The 18,173-nt window shown below is 39.2% G+C and carries 15 protein-coding genes; 8 read left to right on the top strand and 7 right to left on the bottom strand.

The features are described from left to right. Positions 1-2: 2 nt before the first annotated feature. The 3 genes from KO505_RS07965 to KO505_RS07975 are packed head-to-tail and all read right to left on the bottom strand — an operon-like array spanning position 3 to position 3,883. Positions 3-932, bottom strand: coding sequence for a sugar kinase (locus KO505_RS07965; RefSeq protein ID WP_216054916.1), 930 nt, complete (start codon positions 930-932; stop codon positions 3-5). After that, positions 932-2,422 carry a UxaA family hydrolase gene (locus tag KO505_RS07970; RefSeq protein WP_216054917.1) on the bottom strand — a complete coding sequence of 497 codons (1,491 nt, stop codon included), beginning with the start codon at positions 2,420-2,422 and terminating at the stop codon, positions 932-934. The genes KO505_RS07965 and KO505_RS07970 overlap by 1 nt, the downstream gene beginning before the upstream one ends. 3 nt (positions 2,423-2,425) lie before the next feature. After that, positions 2,426-3,883 carry a tagaturonate reductase gene (locus tag KO505_RS07975; RefSeq protein ID WP_216054918.1) on the bottom strand — a complete coding sequence of 486 codons (1,458 nt, stop codon included), beginning with the start codon at positions 3,881-3,883 and terminating at the stop codon, positions 2,426-2,428. Between the two features lie 175 nt (positions 3,884-4,058). Between KO505_RS07975 and KO505_RS07980 the strand changes: the two genes are divergently transcribed. The 8 genes from KO505_RS07980 to KO505_RS08015 are packed head-to-tail and all read left to right on the top strand — an operon-like array spanning position 4,059 to position 11,336. After that, positions 4,059-4,823, top strand: coding sequence for an SDR family oxidoreductase (locus KO505_RS07980; RefSeq protein WP_216054919.1), 765 nt, complete (start codon positions 4,059-4,061; stop codon positions 4,821-4,823). A 43-nt stretch (positions 4,824-4,866) separates the two neighbouring features. Continuing rightward, a complete protein-coding gene (gene kduI / locus KO505_RS07985; RefSeq protein WP_216054920.1) occupies positions 4,867-5,712 on the top strand; it encodes a 5-dehydro-4-deoxy-D-glucuronate isomerase in 846 nt (281 codons plus the stop codon). Positions 5,713-5,724: 12 nt separating this feature from the next. Then, positions 5,725-6,687, top strand: a complete 963-nt coding sequence (locus KO505_RS07990) for a TRAP transporter substrate-binding protein (protein WP_216054921.1) — start codon at positions 5,725-5,727, stop codon at positions 6,685-6,687. Between the two features lie 10 nt (positions 6,688-6,697). Next, on the top strand, positions 6,698-7,180 hold the full coding sequence (locus tag KO505_RS07995) for a TRAP transporter small permease (protein ID WP_216054922.1): 483 nt from the start codon (positions 6,698-6,700) through the stop codon (positions 7,178-7,180). Next, positions 7,180-8,478, top strand: a complete 1,299-nt coding sequence (locus KO505_RS08000) for a TRAP transporter large permease (RefSeq protein WP_216054923.1) — start codon at positions 7,180-7,182, stop codon at positions 8,476-8,478. Before KO505_RS07995 ends, KO505_RS08000 begins: the two co-directional genes overlap by 1 nt. Before the next feature lie 58 nt (positions 8,479-8,536). Then, entirely contained in the window at positions 8,537-9,565 is a 1,029-nt protein-coding gene (locus tag KO505_RS08005) for a LacI family DNA-binding transcriptional regulator (protein WP_216054924.1), read from the top strand. After that, positions 9,553-10,350, top strand: coding sequence for a rhamnogalacturonan acetylesterase (locus tag KO505_RS08010; protein ID WP_252731701.1), 798 nt, complete (start codon positions 9,553-9,555; stop codon positions 10,348-10,350). The genes KO505_RS08005 and KO505_RS08010 overlap by 13 nt, the downstream gene beginning before the upstream one ends. Positions 10,351-10,358: 8 nt before the next feature. Then, on the top strand, positions 10,359-11,336 hold the full coding sequence (locus KO505_RS08015; RefSeq protein ID WP_252731702.1) for a family 43 glycosylhydrolase: 978 nt from the start codon (positions 10,359-10,361) through the stop codon (positions 11,334-11,336). A gap of 29 nt (positions 11,337-11,365) precedes the next feature. Here the strand turns inward: KO505_RS08015 and KO505_RS08020 are convergent, their stop codons facing one another. From KO505_RS08020 to KO505_RS08035, 4 genes are all read right to left on the bottom strand, one after another. Beyond that, positions 11,366-12,217: a hypothetical protein gene (locus tag KO505_RS08020; protein ID WP_216054925.1), complete on the bottom strand. Its 852-nt coding sequence runs from the start codon at positions 12,215-12,217 to the stop codon at positions 11,366-11,368. 338 nt (positions 12,218-12,555) lie between these two features. Further along, positions 12,556-15,057 (bottom strand): glycoside hydrolase family 88 protein, encoded by a 2,502-nt coding sequence (locus KO505_RS08025; protein WP_216054926.1) that lies wholly within the window; start codon positions 15,055-15,057, stop codon positions 12,556-12,558. A gap of 30 nt (positions 15,058-15,087) precedes the next feature. Next, entirely contained in the window at positions 15,088-16,530 is a 1,443-nt protein-coding gene (gene uxaC, locus KO505_RS08030) for a glucuronate isomerase (protein ID WP_216054927.1), read from the bottom strand. A 34-nt stretch (positions 16,531-16,564) separates the two neighbouring features. Beyond that, a complete protein-coding gene (locus tag KO505_RS08035; protein ID WP_216054928.1) occupies positions 16,565-18,031 on the bottom strand; it encodes a glycoside hydrolase family 28 protein in 1,467 nt (488 codons plus the stop codon). Positions 18,032-18,173: the final 142 nt, after the last annotated feature.

Genomic DNA, 18,173 nt, shown 5'->3' on the forward strand with positions numbered 1-18,173 from the left:
CTCTATAAATTTAATAGGTCAATATTTACAGGCACTATTGCACCCTTCTGTTGGATAACTTGACCTGCAAGTGCATTGCCTAATTCAGCGCAATGTTTAGCTGGTTTATTATTAAACCATCCAGCTAAAAACCCAGCATTAAATGAATCACCAGCGGCGGTTGTATCAATGACGGTTGTTACGGGAGTAGTCGATATATGAGTTGTCACACCACGATGCGTATAATAACAACCATTGGCACCGTCTTTTAGCACCAAATGGTTAATATCATGTTGCAATAATCTTGTACGGCAAGCATCTAAATTTTTGTCACCCCATAATAATTCTTCATCATCAAAGGTGATTAACGCCAGGTCGGCGATGTCATACATCAAATTGTAAAATAACTGTGTTGTGTCCTTATTGTTCCATAACTTAGGACGATAATTACCATCAAAAATGATTTGGACACCCTGCTGTTTAAGTACTTTTAACCGTTCGATAAGTTTATACTTGTCTTCGTCGGGCAAAATCGCCAATGATATACCTGACAAAAAAATGCCATCGTAATCAGACATAGATGTATAAGCAGCACTAAACTTGTCATGTTGTAATAAGTACTTAGCTGCAGAATCGTCTCGCCAATATTGGAAAGTACGCTCTCCCCTTTCATCATTTTCAATCATGTATAAACCAACCTGACGGTCAGGGTCTATCAAGACTAAAGAGGTATCAACTCCAGCCTGCTGCCAACGGTTAATTATGGCAGTACTTAATGGGTCATTCCCCATCACTGTGACAAAACTAACCATACCGTCTTCAGGTAATAAGGTTTTTAAATATATAGCGGTATTTAGTGTGTCGCCACCAAAACTTTGTTGCATGGTGCCGAGCACACGGCCAGATATTTCAGCCATGCACTCGCCTATAATGGCAAGTTTAAACTCGCTCATTATAAGGTTACTCCTTTTTTCCAAATTGCTACTTCACGGAATTCATTTATTTCATTTTTCACCGGCTCGCCATTACAAGAACGCACTAATAAATCAATAAACTCAGCTAACAACTCTTCCATACTGGTATCTGTTACTAAACGGCCTGCATCAAAATCTATCCAATGGCGTTTTTTAGTGGCCATTTCACTGTTGGTGGCTATTTTAAGTGTCGGCACAAAACCACCATAAGGCGTACCTCGGCCAGTAGTGAACAACACCATATGACAACCACTAGCAGCTAATGCACTTGTTGCGATCGCATCATTACCAGGCGCATTTAATAAATTAAGCCCTGGAGTTGTCATGATCTCGCCATATTCTAAAACAGCCTGAACTGGGCTTAATCCCGCTTTTTGCGTACACCCCAAAGACTTATCTTCAAGGGTACTGATACCACCATTTTTATTACCCGGTGACGGATTTTCATAAATAGGTTGATTATGATCTTTGTAATAACGTTTAAAGCCGTTAACCATACCGACTAAGTCATTAAAGGTTTCTTCATCTTTACAGCGAGACATTAAAATGGTTTCAGCACCAAACATTTCCGGCACTTCGGTTAACACTGTTGTACCACCACGACTGATCAAAAAGTCAGAAAACTGTCCCAATAACGGATTTGCGGTAATACCTGACAAACCATCACTGCCACCACACTCCAAGCCGAATTTAACTTCAGACAATCGACCCGGTTGGCGTTTATCTTGGCGCATGGTTTGATAAATCTCTTCCATCAAAGCAACCCCTGCTTCAACTTCATCTTCGACCATTTGGGTGATCAGAAACTTAATTCGATCGTGGTTATAATCACCCAAACCATCTTCGAATATTACGGCTTGATTATTTTCACAACCTAAACCTACAACTAACGCCCCGCCCGCATTGGGATGTTTGGCCATATTTTGAAGCAGCACACGTGTGGTTTCTAAATCATCTCCAAGCTGTGAGCAACCAAATTGATGTGGAAATACGTAGACACCATCAATTTCTAACTCTGGATGACGACGCAAGAATTCTTTTACCATATGTTGCGCCATACCATTTACGCACCCCACAGTAGGGATTAACCACAACTCGTTTCTTATCGCTACATCGCCATTATCTCTGCGGTATAATTGCACTTCCGGCGAATCATCTTGCTGAAACTTAGACAGTATATTTTCTGGCAGATAACGATATTCTAATTCGTCGTTTAAATTGGTTTTCACATCATCCGTATGCACCCATTGACCCGCAACAATATCTTTAACCGCATTGCCAATAGGCGCACCATATTTAATAACAGGTGTACTATTAGCAATATCAACGATAGCGACTTTATGACCTTTATTCACGTCGCTTATAGGCGTGACAAAAACATCGCCATCTTGATAAGTTTGGCCTTTAGTCAACGACGCCAAAGCAATTACGACATTATCTGTCGCGTGTAAACGGATAATATGTTTCATTATTTATGCTTCCAAAGATTGAGTTAAAACGGCACGTACACCTTTTTCTAAAAAGCCGTCAAGGCTGTTTGTTACAGCTTCAGTTAATCCAGCAACTTTATTTAGATCTTGTTCCCAATGCCAATCGGCGCCTAATATTACATCTACTAATTGATGTGTATTGATTTTACCGGCTTCATGTTGCTGCCATACATCGCTAAACAATGTCATCCATTGTTCCGAGTCACTTAGCTCTATAGTTTGACCATCACGAGTTCCACGATACATTAATATTTGTCCTGCAATGGCATGTGCCATAAGCGTAGGCACTTGCTGTTTGTTTTCAACATATGTTAAAAGTTGCGGTAATATCCGAGTATGGAATTTGGTCATGCTATTTAATGAAATAGAGATCAATAAGTGATGAATATATGGATTTTTAAAACGCTTTATAACATCAGATGCAAACTGTTCTAACTCATCTTTCGGCAAGTTTAGAGTAGGTATAATTTCATTAAACATTAGTTGTTCAACGTATTTTGAGAACAAGGTATCATCCATAGCCTCCCCAACGGCATCAATGCCTGCCATATAAGCTAAAGGGACTAACGCAGTGTGAGCACCATTTAAAATAGCAACCTTACGTTGTTTATAAGGATAAATATCGTCAACGACTAAAATGTTTAAACTCGTGTCTTTTAAACATAGAACCTCTTCTAATTGTTTTGGCCCTTGAATAACAAAGAAGTGAAAGTATTCTGACGTCACCATAAAGTTATCTAAATAACCAAGCTTTGTTTGCAACTCGTCGTGTTCAGTTCGTGGAAAACCAGTAACAATACGGTCCACTAAGGTTGAGCAAAAGTGATTTGCATCATTTAACCAAGTGATAAATGTAGTATCTAATTGCCACAACTCAGCGTATTTAAGTACGATCTCTTTTAGTTTGTCACCGTTATAATCAATCAACTCACATGGAATGATCATTAATCCAGCATCGTTATCACCACCAAAATGAACAAAACGTTTATATAACCATTGTGTTAATTTAGCCGGAAATGCTTTTGCAGGTGCATCGGATAATTTATCAGTAGCTATAAACTCAATGCCCGCTTCTGTGGTATTTGAAAAGATAACTTTTAGCGTTTCGCATTCTGCTAATGCCATGTATTTATCAAACTCTTTGTAAATTGGAATTTCTTCATTTACACATTCAATAACATTAACTTGTTCAACAGCCTCACCAGATTCATTAAGCCCGCGAACTAAGGTGGTATATAAACCATCTTGGGTATTTAACAATGGGAGTGCATCGTAATCTATGGGTCTTATGATGCTAATACCCGCATTTAAATCCGTTTCTTTATTTAAATGGTCTATTTGCCAGTCGATGAAAGCACGTAAAAAGTTGCCTTCACCAAACTGCATTATCTTTGTAGGATAACGGTTAGATGGAAAGTTTTGTCGATTTAATTGTTTCATATATCACCATGATTACTACCTGTTTTTTGTAACATTACGACAATTTGCCACCGGTGGCAACATATTTTGTTTGACATTTTGCTACCGGTGGCAAAGAATACTAATCAATCATTATTCAGTGCGAACTAAATCCATTGTTCACACCATAAATATCTAACAGTACTAAAGGTTACAGATGGAAAACTTACTATTTAACTTATCAGGTAAAACGGCGCTTGTCACAGGCGCTAGTCGCGGACTAGGTCAAAAAATAGCTTTGGGGTTAGCACAAAATGGTGCAAATGTAATTTGCAGTAGCAGTCGTTCAGGTGGTTGCACTCAGACGTTAGACCTTATAAACCAAACAGGACAACAGGGATTTGAAATAAGTGCCGACCTTGCCGATAGTAATTCAGTCACTCAACTTGCAGAACAAGCGTTAGCTATCGCCAGTAAAGTTGATATTTTAATTAATGTGGGTGGCACAATTTTCAGAAGCCCAGCGGTAGATTACCCATTAGATGAATGGCATAAGGTGATGGCGGTTAATTTGGACGCAAGTTTTATATTGGCACAAAAGTTAGCGCCAGAAATGATCAAAACAGGCTCAGGTAAGATCGTCAATATCGCTTCTATGCTCTCATACTCTGGTGGCATAACAGTGCCAGCTTACACAGCTAGTAAACATGCTATCGCAGGCGTTACCAAAGCATTAGCTAATGAATGGGGGTCACACAACATTCAAGTTAATGCAATCGCACCAGGTTACTTCCGTACCGATAATACCCAAGCATTACAAGATGATCCTATTCGAAACAAAGAAATAGAAAACCGCATTCCTGCTGGACGCTGGGGTAACCCAGAAGATCTAGTCGGCGCTGCAGTATTTTTATCATCAAAAGCCAGTGATTATGTCAATGGACATATTTTAGCGGTGGATGGCGGTTGGTTAGCTCGCTAAACATAAAAATAAACACTAACAAAAATAAATATAGGTTTATGTTATGACAAGAACTCATTTTGAAAACCGATACGCTATCGGTCCTAACGAAGTGAAAGGGTTTGATACCCAACAACTTCGAGATGCATTTTTAGCGGCCACGTTAATGCAAGACGATACCATTAATTGGGTGTATACCCATTATGAACGTTTTATGGTTGGTGGTGCGGTCCCCGTTAATGAAACACTCACATTAGAAACGTTAGATGCATTAAAAGCAGACACATTTCTATCGCGCCGAGAACTTGGCATTATCAATGTAGGTGGTGCAGGAGTTGTGACGGCAGATGGGGTAGAGTACCCACTTAACTACAAAGATTCTTTATATTTGGGCAGTGGTAACAAACAAGTAACATTTAGCAGTGTTGAAAGTACAACACCTGCAAGATTTTACTTAAATTCAGCACCTGCCCATCAATCGTTCGCCAATAAACGAGTACCTTTTGGAGGTGGTAAACAACTGCAAATGGGCAGTTTAACTACCAGTAATGAACGAGACATTAATCAATCTATGATCAATTCTGTGGTTGAAACCTGCCAGTTACAGATGGGCATTACTTGTTTAAAAGATGGCAGTGTTTGGAATACGATGCCAGCCCATCAGCATGATAGACGTAACGAAGTTTATTTCTATTTTGAAGTCCCTGAGTCGCAAGCGGTTTGTCATTTTATGGGGGAACCCACTGAAACCAGACATATCTGGGTGCATAACGAGCAAGCGGTCATTTCGCCACCTTGGTCTATACACTCAGGTTGTGGCACACAAAATTACAGCTTTATTTGGGGTATGGCTGGTGAGAATTTAGATTACAGTGATATGGATTTTCACGATCCTAACCAATTACGATAACAAGGTACAAACATGCGCATACTAATAATAATCATCGCCATGTTCACTTTAGCCAGCTGCGGTGAAAAACAGGGTAAAACACGTTTAACCTTAGGGCATACATTAGATACACGACACGTTGTGCATCTAGCTATGGTCCATATGGGAGAGAGACTTGACCATTATTCCAACGGAAAAATGGAACTGGTTATCTACCCAGGTGGGCAATTAGGCTCAGAAAGAGAAATGATTGAATTACTGCAAATTGGCAGTTTATCGATGACAAAAGTATCGGTCAGTCCATTAGAAGGGTTTGTACCGGAAATGAAGTTGTTTAGCATTCCATATCTTATTCGTGACCGTGAGCACTTCTGGAAAATTTTAGAAGGTGAAATTGGCCAATCTCTTTTAGATAAAACCGCCGTTGCTAAGTTAAAAGGTATGGGCTATTACGATGCCGGTAGCCGAAGCTTTTATACTTCTGACGCTCCAATAAACACACCAGAAGACTTAATTGGTAAGAAGATCCGTGTATTAAATAGCCCTACGGCAATGGACATGGTTAAAGCCTTAGGCGGCGCTGCAGCACCAATTGCGTGGGGAGAATTATACGCGGCCTTACAACAAGGTGTCGTTGACGGCGCCGAGAACAACCCGCCGAGTTACTATTTATCCCGTCATTATGAAATAGCCCGTTATTACAGCTTAGATGAACATACTTTTGTGCCCGACATCATTTTGGCTAGCTTACCGGTTTGGGACTCGTTAGATAAACAACAACAAGATTGGTTATCACAAGCCATGGCGGACTCCGTGGTTTATCAAAAGTCATTATGGCAAAAAGCCTCAGATGATGCGTTGGCTGCAGTGATCAAAGAGGGCGTTAAAGTCACCTACCCTGACAAAGCTGCATTCCAAAAACAAGTTGCACCGTTTCATGCAACTTTCGACAACAGCCCTGTTGCAGAACAGATCAAAAAAATAAAATCAATGTAAGGCTGGGTTCATGAATTCTCTACTATCAAAAATCAATCACGTGCTGGAAAAACTATTAATGTTAATGATGTTAGCCATAGTGGTTACCGTCAGCTGGCAAGTATTTTCACGCTTTATTTTAGGATCCCCAAGTTCATACACAGAAGAATTATCTCGTTACTTACTTATTTGGATTGGCGTTTTAGGTGCCGCTTATGCGTATAAAACAAAAGCCCATTTAGGTTTAGACTTATTTGTCGAAAAACTGCCTGCTGAATTAAAAAATTACGCTTTGGTCTTAATTGAAATATTGGTGCTCTTATTTGCGACCTTAGTTATGGTCTACGGTGGCCTATCTTTGATGATATTGACCTTAGAGTTAAAACAAACTTCAGCAGCCCTTGGCTTACAAATGGGTTGGGTCTACTCCGTAATCCCACTGTCAGGCATGCTTATTACTCTTTTTGCCGCACTTAATATTCGTACCATTTTAACTAACAAGGAGAGCATATAATGGATATCACTGCGCTTATTTTATTACTCGTATTCTTTTCCATGTTGCTCATCAACGTACCTATTTCAATTTGTATTGGATTAGCCACGTTAGTGTCTTTGTTAATGCACATCGACTTTACAGCCGCAACAACCACCATCGCTCAACAAATGGCTGGAGGCATTGATAGCTTTGCTTTATTAGCCATTCCATTTTTTATCTTGTCCGGACTTATTATGGGACAAGGTGGTATTGCTAAACGTCTTATTGAATGTGCGATGGCGTTAATTGGTGCTCTACCTGGTGGTTTAGCATTGGTGAATGTCATGTCTTGCATGATGTTTGGTGCTATATCAGGCTCAGCCGTAGCCGCCACGTCTGCGATTGGTAGCTTTATGGTGCCAGAAATGAAAAAACACGGTTACGATGAAAACTTCGCAGCCGCAGTTACCGCATCGGCCGCAACCACTGGCATGTTAATACCACCAAGTAATATTCTTATTATTTATGCCATCGCCAGCGGCGGTGTGTCTATTGCCGCTTTATTTGTTGCCGGTTATGTTCCGGGAATATTAGTGGGTTTGGCGTTAATGACTGTATGTATGTTGTACGCCATTAAAAATAAATATCCGGTATCTGCACGTTTACCCTTTAACTTAGTTGCCAAAAAAGTCACCGCGGCACTACCGAGTTTATTGTTAGTTTTTATTGTAATTGGCGGCATTATCGGTGGGGTATTCACTGCAACCGAGGCCGGCGCTGTCGCAGTATTGTATGCTTTGGTTTTATCGGTGTTTATTTATAAAGAAATTTCCACTAAATCATTACCAGCGTTATTTTTAAAAGCCTGCGAAACGACCGCTATAGTGATGTTAATCATAGGCGCATCTTCGGCTATGTCATGGTTGTTGTCTTATGCCCATATCCCTCAGGGAATTAGTGACTTCTTTTTACAATACAGCGATAACCCAATTGTTATTTTATTAATGATTAATTTAATACTGATTTTGGTTGGTGCTTTTATTGATATGACTCCAGCCGTATTAATTTTCACCCCAATATTTCTACCGGTGGCAGCTGAACTTGGAATGGGACCAATACAATTTGGTATTATGATGGTATTAAACCTGTCAATTGGGTTAGTATCTCCTCCTGTAGGCAGTGTTCTCTTTGTCTCTTGTGCAGTTGCTAAAACGTCTATCCACAAAATCATTAAGCCAATGATACCTTTGTATTTTGTTATGTTTTTGGTGCTAATGTTAGTGACGTATGTTCCAGCAATAAGTGAGACACTCCCTAGAATGTTAGGCTTACTTTAATACTGAATTTTAAACTGACTAAACACGTTAGTTTAGTCAGTTAAAACTGGAAAAGATAATGGAAACGAAAACCAACATAACGATCAATGATGTTGCACGCATTGCCGGTGTATCAAAACGAACTATTTCACGAGTTATTAATGGCTCGCCTATGGTTGGTCAAGCTACTCGAGAGCGTGTTGAACAAATAATCAAAGAAGTTAAATTTCAGCCAGATAAACAAGCCCGAGGTTTAGCCTCTAATCGTTCGTATTTGTTGGGGTTAATTTATGACAATCCCGATGCACTCTATATAGACCAAGTGCAACGAGGGGCATTAGATATATGTTCCTCATTAGGCTTTGAACTGGTAGTTCACCCTTGCCAATGGCAATCTGATGACTTTATAGAAGACTGCTTAAACTTTGCTAGTCGCTCAAGAGTTGATGGCATTATTGTCATACCACCAGTATCAGAGAGTGACAAATTAGCAGAAGCATTTAAATCCATTAAATTACCTTGTATTCGTATTGCATCAACAGACCTTGGTGATCCAGATAATATTGTAATATCTGATGACCGTGGTGCTATGACAGATATTGCCGAGCATTTGATAGAACTCGGACATACTGACATTGCTATGATCACAGGACCAATGGCTTTCCATTCATCTAAAGAGCGTTTTGAAGGCTTTAAAGACGCACTTAGAGTGAATGGTTTAGACTTGCCAGAAAATCGAATCCAGTTTGGCGAAAATACCTATGAGACTGGTATTGAATGTGCCCGCGCATTATTAACCCAAACACCTAGACCAACTGCTATTTTTGCTAATAACGATGAAATGGCAGCAGGAGCAGTTAGGGTATCTAGCGATTTAGGAATAAAAATTCCAAGTGATTTATCCATTGCTGGTTTTGATGACAATATTATCGCCTCTAGGATCATTCCATCACTGACAACGATAAAGCGCCCAGTACAAAAGATTGCACGCTTAGCTACTCAAAAACTCATTCAAAGTATTTCACCAGATCAAGGTGCTGAGCACGAAAAAATCGTGGTCAAACCCTATCTGATAACTAGGGAATCAACTAAACAATGTCCAAGTTAACCAATCGACTATCCTCAGCTTTATTTATGGGAGCATTAAGCTCCTTCATTACCCTCTTCTCATTTCACGCCTTAGCAATTGAAGTATTTATGGCCGGTGACTCCACCATGGCCATTAAAGATCCCAAAGACTACCCAGAAACAGGATGGGGAATGCCATTTGCCCACTTCTTTGCGCAAGACGTTACGGTGACCAACTTAGCTAGAAATGGTCGAAGTACCAAAACCTTTATCGCAGAAGGATTATGGGACAAGATAGAACAAAACCTGAAACCTGGTGATTTTGTCTTTATACAATTTGGCCATAATGACCAATCCAAACATAAAGTTGACCGCTACACTTCACCTGAGCAATACGAATCTAATATCAGAAACATGATCCACATAACACAAAATAAACGGGCTAGTGTTATATTAATGACTCCCATAACCCGCCGTCACTTTGACGATAATGCCCAACTAAAATTGACTCACCCTTACGCTGATATTGTAAGAAACATAGCCAAAGACACTAACGTTAGTTTTATAGATATGGAAACCCTTACCCGGGAACATTTTCAACAGCAAGGTTTAACCTTATCAGCCTTGCGTTTTATGCATATAAAACCAGACTTACACCCCAATTATCCTAATGGCATCACCGACAATACCCACTTAAATCAATTAGGAGCCCGAGAAGTCGCGCAACTTGTTTTGACTGAATTAAAAGCACAAAAACATCCTTTGTCTAAATTATTACGTACACCAGATCCAAAACATTTAACATATTCTTATAAAGGGTTATAGGTTAAATTATGTACTCAAAGATCTACAAGGTTTCGCTAGATAAGTTCAAGTTAATCATGTGTATTTCCATGTTGATTTCCTTGGTGTTAATTAGCAATACAACCTATGCAAAGATCCTCGATTTAGGGCCTAATTTACGAACAGCGGATCCATCCGCTCATGTGTGGAAGGATGGTAAAATCTATCTATATGTCAGCCATGATCTTGAATGCCAACAAGACTTCCATATGCAAGACTGGATGGTATTTTCCTCAAGCGATCTGAATACTTGGACTAATCATGGCTCAGTCATGTCATTAGACGATTTATCTTGGGCTGATAACTACGCTTGGGCCCCCGATGCCATTTATAAAAATGGTCAATATTATTTAGTTTTTCCAGCCGGCAATGGCTATAAGGACAGAGAAACGCCAAGTAAAAGCACCAAGTGGATGGGATTAGGGATTGGGGTTAGTCAATCACCAACGGGCCCCTTTAAAGATGCCATAGGCAAACCACTTTGGCGCAAACCTTACGCAAACGACCCTAGTATTTTTACAGATGATGACGGGCAAACGTATTTATATTTTCATGGTAAAGACCATGACTATTATGTAGCCAAAATGAAAGATGACCTATTAAGTATTGATGGGGAGTTTATCAAAATGGATATGGGAGGTTATGAGCCAAAAATGGAAGGCCCTTGGGTGTTTAAACGTAATGATCTTTATTACTACACTATGCCAGAAAATAATCGTGAACTTGCATATTATACAGCTAAGTCTGCAACTGGACCTTGGACTTATCAAGGTGTATTTATGGAGCAAGAAAACAATGCAAACAACCATCATTCGATAGTTAATTTCAACGGTCAGTGGATTTTATTTTATCACCGTTGGATAAATGCAAAAGATAGTCTTTGTGGTAAACGACAACGTCATAGTGCGATGGAAAACGTCAGTTTTAATGCCGATGGCACCATCCAAAAAATTCAGAGAACGGATTAACCCATTGCTCTCTTAATTACATTGCTCTCTTAACTGCATTGGTCTTTATGAACATGTTCAGGCCAAGGTTGTAACCAGTATTTGTCCTGCATAAGTGGAACCCATTTGGGTAAATATGGATTACATAAAAATAGCTTTTTACGTTTATCTAAGTTTAATAATGTTAACGCCTCAACAGAGATTGGATGGGAATTAAAAAATTGTTCAAATTGGCCATTATCGATTGCTGTATTCAGACCAAATTCCAAACGGTCTCTCAATAACTTATTATCTTTATTCACATAAAAAACAGTTAAACTTGGGTATATCAATAATAAGTTACTTTCTAATTCCACAGGTTTATTTTTAAATTCGTCTAACTCAAATACACTCTCTAATGCGCCTCGGGGGAAATAATCAAACCTTTGATAACTCAACATATCGATAATCGTATTAATACTCCCCGCCTCGACTACAGGTAGGTTATTGTATTTAAATATCTTACTGTCAGCCCAACCATCACCTTGACCTGCAGTGAAATTTTTCAGATCTCGAACCTGATTCACCCCATCAAACCGAGTTTGGTCACCTTTTTTAATAAAAGAAACTCTATAACCGCGTAACCCTTTTGAAATTGGAATGCGGATAGGCAAGAAGCGTTGTTCTCTATCTTCTGTAACCGTAAACGCGCCTATATCAATGCCACGGTCAAAACCTAACATGTGCTCTATACGTTTAAGGGGTAATTTATTGTCTAATAAATGCAAACTGCATTTACCATAACGTGATTCAGAATTGGCTAACGCTAATTGTAATAATTGATAAACGTAATCTTGTTCTGTGTTGATAGACGATAATTTTGGAGGGAAATACAACCTTGTTTCTTTTGATTTTGGATCCATTTGGCATGTTAAACCGTCGAAACTGCTCAATATAATCAAGCTAAAAATGACGGAGATAAAAACGTTTTTCTGACGAGACATAAATCCAAACTTTGGTAATTAAACAACGAAGTGAACTTATAGGTTAGAGTATTTAAATCCATTTGTAATTAAATTAGACGTTTTCACTATTCAGATTCGTTCAAATTTGACTACAGTTGTTACCTAATGCCAATTAAATTAGCTTTCTCGTTCCTTCTTAAACCAAAACTAAGACTAAGACTTCTTTTATACTCGCCTTAAAATAAATAAGCCCAGCGACAAACTGGGCTTCAAAAAATCAACAGCAAGATTACATATTATTTTAATAGGTCATGTACGGCCAGTGCGGCTAACATAAAAGGTGCAGTCCCTTTGGGATCGTTATTAACAACCGGCTCACTCATATAATATTGATAACTGCCATCACGGCCAAACCCTAACCCTGCTACATAACATAAACTGGTTAAACTGATCTCTCCATTATCATGCACTAATACAAATTCATTCACCAAACCGTTAAATGCTTTTAATGTTGTGTCCTTATAATCATCACTAATAATTCCTGCATCAATGGCCGTTGCTAAAAAGTAAGTAAACATGGCTGATGCACTAGATTCGCGATAATTACCTAATTGATTAGGTTTATCTAACACTTGCCACCATGTCCCTGTTTCCGAGTCTTGAGATACCTTAAGTGACGCGGCCAACTCTTGTGACATCTTAATAAGAGGCAAACGTAATTCTGTTTCAGATTCAGGGATTAAGTCCAACACATCTACGAGTGCCATGGCTAACCAGCCCATCCCTCGGGCCCAAAACTCAGGAGATAAACCTGTATTCTTATCAGCCCAACCTTGCTGCTTTTGCTCATCCCATGCGTGATAATAATAACCAGTTTGCTGATCTTTAAGATATTTATAAGTTAACGTAAACTCTTTAACGACCTCTTCTAGGCTATGACCATTCTCAAATTTGTTTGAATATTCAGCTAAAAACGGCATGCCCATGTAAACACCATCTAACCACACCTGAGAGGTATATTTTTTCTTATGCCAAAAAGCACCTTCTTTTGTTTTAGGGTGTTCTGCCAGTTGTTGACGTAATAAATCCGCCGCTTTTTTATATTTTTCATCTTTGGTTAATTGGTATAATTTTAATACCGCGCGCCCAGGCGCCACACTATCGATATTATAATTAGATTTTTTAAACCGTTTAATATTGCCTTGTTCATCAATAAATGAGCCTGTGATCTTCGTTAATGCATCTTGATATTTTTTATCACCGGTTGCTTCAGTTATACGATTTAAAGTATGTGGGTACAAACCAACAATATCATATTCAAACTTTGGTAAACGACGACGATTGATATCCCATCCCGAGTATTCATAAGTATACGTTTTACGATTTAACTCGCTGTCGGCTAATTTAATAGCCCAATCTAATGCAACTTTACTGGTTAACTTTTGTTGTTTGGCAGCTAAACTCTTTTTAGTTTTAAGTCTAACTCTCGGTTTAACCGTTAAACGCTCAGCTTGCTGCTCAAGGTATTTCGTAAAAGCTTCTTTGTTATCAATACCACTTTCAGGCTGCCACAATGCAGCAAAATAATAATCCAGTTGCTGGGTGTTTTTGTTATAAATCTGTTGGTTGCCCTTTGGTGTTAAAATAGCTAAATAGTTATTTTTATCCGATGTAACTTGTTTTAATGTTTCTTTTTTGAAGAAAACCGCCATACCTAACATTTTACCGTCAAGAGACTGCGCCCCCCAACTGGCAATATAACTATAAGCTTTTCCAGTAATGTCCATGTCGCCAGTGATTAACTCAGTATTGGGATGTTTCACAATACCTGCGGCTATAGTCTCAACAGGCTGTTCAAAATCTAATGTTATATTTGCTAAATGACTTCCTGCCGACATAGATATATGAGCATCTAGGTTTTGTTTACCAACCGCACTTTGCCAACCTTTATAGTTAATAGTAAAAGCTGAAAACAGATCTCCATTGGCGTTAATTGTGACTTTGCGTGAGTCCGCTTTGGTAATGCGTTCAACTTGATCTTTATGCCATAACCCAAACCCACCGCTGCCTAATGAACTACCAACTTTAAGAATATCCATTCCCCACGGTTGCTCATGGTGATATGACTCATAACCATCAAGCCCTACATTTTGTAGTACTGGTTTATCAGTTAATTTACCAAAAATATCAAAACCATTTCGCCAATCTAAGTAAACTCGGTAGCCCACCTTATCCGATTCAATACCAGGGCCTTCATAACGTAACCAATTAGAATGATCTGTGTATTTACTTTCGGGTTCTACACTATCTACATTACTAAACTCCCCGCCGACATATTCTTCAAATTGAGTATCAGGGTATTTAGAATGAGGTTGCCATTGACCTCCGACTTTAAGTGAAATTTCAGCTTGAGTACGTTTAGTTGCAGCGAAGCGCGGGTCGCTAGCAACAAATGCATCAAGTGTGAGAGTTTCACCACTTGTCATGGAGGCAGTCACAACAACACCATCCATGTCACCATCAAAGTCGGAGTCAATGGCCTGAGAGCTAAATTGGTTTTTATCGTTTTTGAATAATAAAGATTGTTCGAATGACGCAGGTAAACCTAAATCATAATAACTAAAAAATAATGTTTGATCTGGGCGGTCAAAGTTCGAAGGATTGTGGATTTCAGCTGTTGCTATCCAATTATCTTGAGTTGTTTTGTCCATTAAATCTGACTTTTCAGGACTACAGCCTGTCATTAATGACAAAGATGACAAACTCAATAGCGACAATAAACTTAATTTAAACTTCATAACCTTACCTCAAACAACTGCTTTTAATTATTATAATTTGTATGCTTGTTTCACTAACCCATAAGTCAACTCATACGCTAAAGTATGAGCCTCACCTAAGGTGATTTGATGATTTGTTACCAACTCAGCTAAATAACGACAATCAACCCGACGAGCTACGTCATGACGAGCGGGAATAGACAAAAACGCACGAGTATCGTCGTTAAAGCCAACGGTATTATAAAAACCCGCCGTTTCCGTCGTTTGTTGACGGAACCTTAACATGCCAGCCGGACTATCATGGAACCACCAAGCTGGACCGAGTTTAAGACTCGGATAATGCCCAGCTAATGGCGCGAGTTCTCTGCTGTAAGTCGTTTCATCAAGGGTAAATAAAATAATATCTAAACGCGGATCATTGCCATATTTTGCCAATAAAGGTTTAAGCGCATTGACATATTCAGTTTGACTTGGAATATCCGCGCCTTTGTCACGTCCATAACGTTCGAACAAACCATGATTATGGTTACGATGCGCCCCCGGATGAATTTGCATAACCAACCCATCTTCTATACTCATGCCTGCCAGCTCTGTTAATAACTGACCACGGAATAATTCTTGTTCTGTTTCCGTTGCGGTTCCTGCTAAAGCTTTATCTAACAATGCCTGGCATTGCTGTTCATCAAGATTTACCGTAAGTGCCGTTGGATGACCATGATCCGTTGCGGTCGCACGACCATGCTCTTTAAAATAAGCACGACGTTGTCGAATTGCTGCTAAATATCCATGCCAATCGCTGGTATCTTCACCAGTTAATTCAGCTAATTTAGCTACATTCTGCTTGAAATCTTCACGACTTGCGTCAACGACATCATCCGGTCTGAATGAAGTGATCACTCGTTTAGCAAACGCTGAATCTTTAAGTTTACGGTGGTGTGGTAATTGATCTAACGCCCCTTCAGTCGTGGCAATTAATTCAATATTAAATCGGTCCATTAATGCATGAGGTTTAAACTCTGGCGTGGCCAATTGTTTATTGATCTCATTGTAATATTCTGTCGCGTTTTCGCTACATAACTTATCGGTGAAACCAAATACATTAGAGAAGGTGGCATCCAACCAATATCCCGATGGTGTGCCGGCAAATAAATGATAATTATCTGCAAATATCTGCCAAATACTTTGGGGGTCAACTTGGCGAGACCCCGCTAAATCGCCTTTTTCACCATGTTGTGGAATCCCCAAAGACTCAAGGCTAATACCTTGGCTGTATAACATTCTAAATACGTAATGATCAGGACGAATTAACAAATCTGCCGCATTTTCAAAGTTATTATTATCTGCAAACCAACTAGGGTCAGTATGGCCATGTGGGCTTATAATTGGTAAATCTTTAACTTTTTCATATAACTTTCTAGCGACTTCAATCACTTTGTCATCACTAGAAAATAATCTATCTGGATGCAGTGTTAATTTTTGTATATTTTTGCTCATCAATTTGTCCTGTGCAACATATCTATAATTCAGCTTAACTCGCGTTAATTAACGCTTCTGGGCTAACTATTTGGCCATTAATGGTTACATTTTCTAACGTGAAATTAGTGATATTCTTCACTGTAGATGCTTTACTAGCTTGGTTAAATTCACAATTTATTAAATGAAAATCACTAATGGGTTTACGTTCAAAGCCTTGTAAATTTAATGGTTGGTTTAATACTTCTGTGCAGCGCAAGTTTTCAATCACAACGTCTCTAACCGTTGGGTCAAACTTACCGGCATCGCCTTCTTCATAATAAAAATTTACAACGATGGCATTTTTAACTTTACCTACATTGATATTTCGGTACCTGAGATGTTCTATGACACCACCTCGAATTGAATTTGTTTTTATTCGAATTGCACGTTCAAGATGTGGGCTATCCATCTGGCAATCTTCAACAAATACATTGTTCACCCCACCAGAAATTTCACTGCCAATTACAACACCGCCATGTCCCTCTTTCATCAAACAGTTTCTAATAACAATGTTTTGGCTTGGAATATTAATGCGTCGGCCGTCAGCATTCCGACCTGATTTAATTGCTATGCAATCGTCGCCAGTGTCAAACATGCAATCTTCGATTAATACATGATCACAAGACTCAGGGTCACAGCCATCTGAATTAGGTCCATGACTTATAAACTTCACACCTTTCACAGTCACGTGCTGACTCAGAACTGGGTTCACTAACCAAAACGGTGAGTTGGTGATGGTGACACCTTCAATTAGAATGTTTTGACATAAATACGGTTGGATAAACGGAGGACGTAAATACGCTCCTTCTGCATAGTGCCTCTGATTTACTGGGACATTGTTTTCCACATCTGCCATTAATTTCATGCGTGCAGGTTTTTGATCTTCGCCTTCAATAAGTGTCCAATGACCTTCTTTATGTGGGCCTTTCCAAGGCCACCAAGTGTTATTATCACCACTACCATCAAGTGTTCCTTTACCCGTTATGGCAATATTTGTTTGTTTATAGGCATATATCAGAGGGGAATAGCCCATTAACTCCATACCTTCCCAACGTGTTATAACTGCAGGCAAATACCGTTTGGGGTCAGTAACAAATCTAACCACAGCACCTTCATTTAAGTGCAAATTTACATTGGATAATAAATGAATTGGACCTGTCAGATACTCTCCCTTTGGCACAACGACTTGACCACCGCCAGCAGCATGACAAGCTTGTATAGAGCGTTGAAATGCTTGTTCGTAATCAACATCTGAAATCTCAAAATAATCAACAAGGTTAAAGACTTTATCTTGGAAAATCGGACGAATTACATTTGCCCGAATAGTCGCGGCTTTAATCCAATCATCTTGTTTTTGTTCGTTATTAAATAACCAACCGGCAAATGACGTATTGGGGGCGAAAGCTGAATACACTGAGGCAGCCCCTAGCGCTTTTATTAAATTACGGCGTTTTAACCCCGTTGATGATATGTCTGTCATTTCTGCTCCTGAAATTAGCTAAATAGAGCTTAATATACTTATTAGTCAGAACTCGTATAGCTTTACTATAACACTTTTACTGCCACCGGTGGCATCAGTGAGTGATATTGTCAAAATTTCATACTCACTGTCAAACCTTAAT

It is taken from the genome of Psychrosphaera sp. F3M07, assembly GCF_018860345.1.
Classification (GTDB): domain Bacteria; phylum Pseudomonadota; class Gammaproteobacteria; order Enterobacterales; family Alteromonadaceae; genus Psychrosphaera; species Psychrosphaera aquimarina.

Excerpts from the sequence above, each read along its gene's own strand:
- KO505_RS07965 (WP_216054916.1), bottom strand. The coding sequence starts at position 932 with ATGAGCGAGTTTAAACTTGCCATTATAGGCGAGTGCATGGCTGAAATA.
- KO505_RS07970 (WP_216054917.1), bottom strand. The coding sequence starts at position 2,422 with ATGAAACATATTATCCGTTTACACGCGACAGATAATGTCGTAATTGCT.
- KO505_RS07975 (WP_216054918.1), bottom strand. The coding sequence starts at position 3,883 with ATGAAACAATTAAATCGACAAAACTTTCCATCTAACCGTTATCCTACA.
- KO505_RS07980 (WP_216054919.1), top strand. The coding sequence starts at position 4,059 with ATGGAAAACTTACTATTTAACTTATCAGGTAAAACGGCGCTTGTCACA.
- kduI (WP_216054920.1), top strand. The coding sequence starts at position 4,867 with ATGACAAGAACTCATTTTGAAAACCGATACGCTATCGGTCCTAACGAA.
- KO505_RS07990 (WP_216054921.1), top strand. The coding sequence starts at position 5,725 with ATGCGCATACTAATAATAATCATCGCCATGTTCACTTTAGCCAGCTGC.
- KO505_RS07995 (WP_216054922.1), top strand. The coding sequence starts at position 6,698 with ATGAATTCTCTACTATCAAAAATCAATCACGTGCTGGAAAAACTATTA.
- KO505_RS08000 (WP_216054923.1), top strand. The coding sequence starts at position 7,180 with ATGGATATCACTGCGCTTATTTTATTACTCGTATTCTTTTCCATGTTG.
- KO505_RS08005 (WP_216054924.1), top strand. The coding sequence starts at position 8,537 with ATGGAAACGAAAACCAACATAACGATCAATGATGTTGCACGCATTGCC.
- KO505_RS08010 (WP_252731701.1), top strand. The coding sequence starts at position 9,553 with ATGTCCAAGTTAACCAATCGACTATCCTCAGCTTTATTTATGGGAGCA.
- KO505_RS08015 (WP_252731702.1), top strand. The coding sequence starts at position 10,359 with ATGTACTCAAAGATCTACAAGGTTTCGCTAGATAAGTTCAAGTTAATC.
- KO505_RS08020 (WP_216054925.1), bottom strand. The coding sequence starts at position 12,217 with ATGGATCCAAAATCAAAAGAAACAAGGTTGTATTTCCCTCCAAAATTA.
- KO505_RS08025 (WP_216054926.1), bottom strand. The coding sequence starts at position 15,057 with ATGAAGTTTAAATTAAGTTTATTGTCGCTATTGAGTTTGTCATCTTTG.
- uxaC (WP_216054927.1), bottom strand. The coding sequence starts at position 16,530 with ATGAGCAAAAATATACAAAAATTAACACTGCATCCAGATAGATTATTT.
- KO505_RS08035 (WP_216054928.1), bottom strand. The coding sequence starts at position 18,031 with ATGACAGACATATCATCAACGGGGTTAAAACGCCGTAATTTAATAAAA.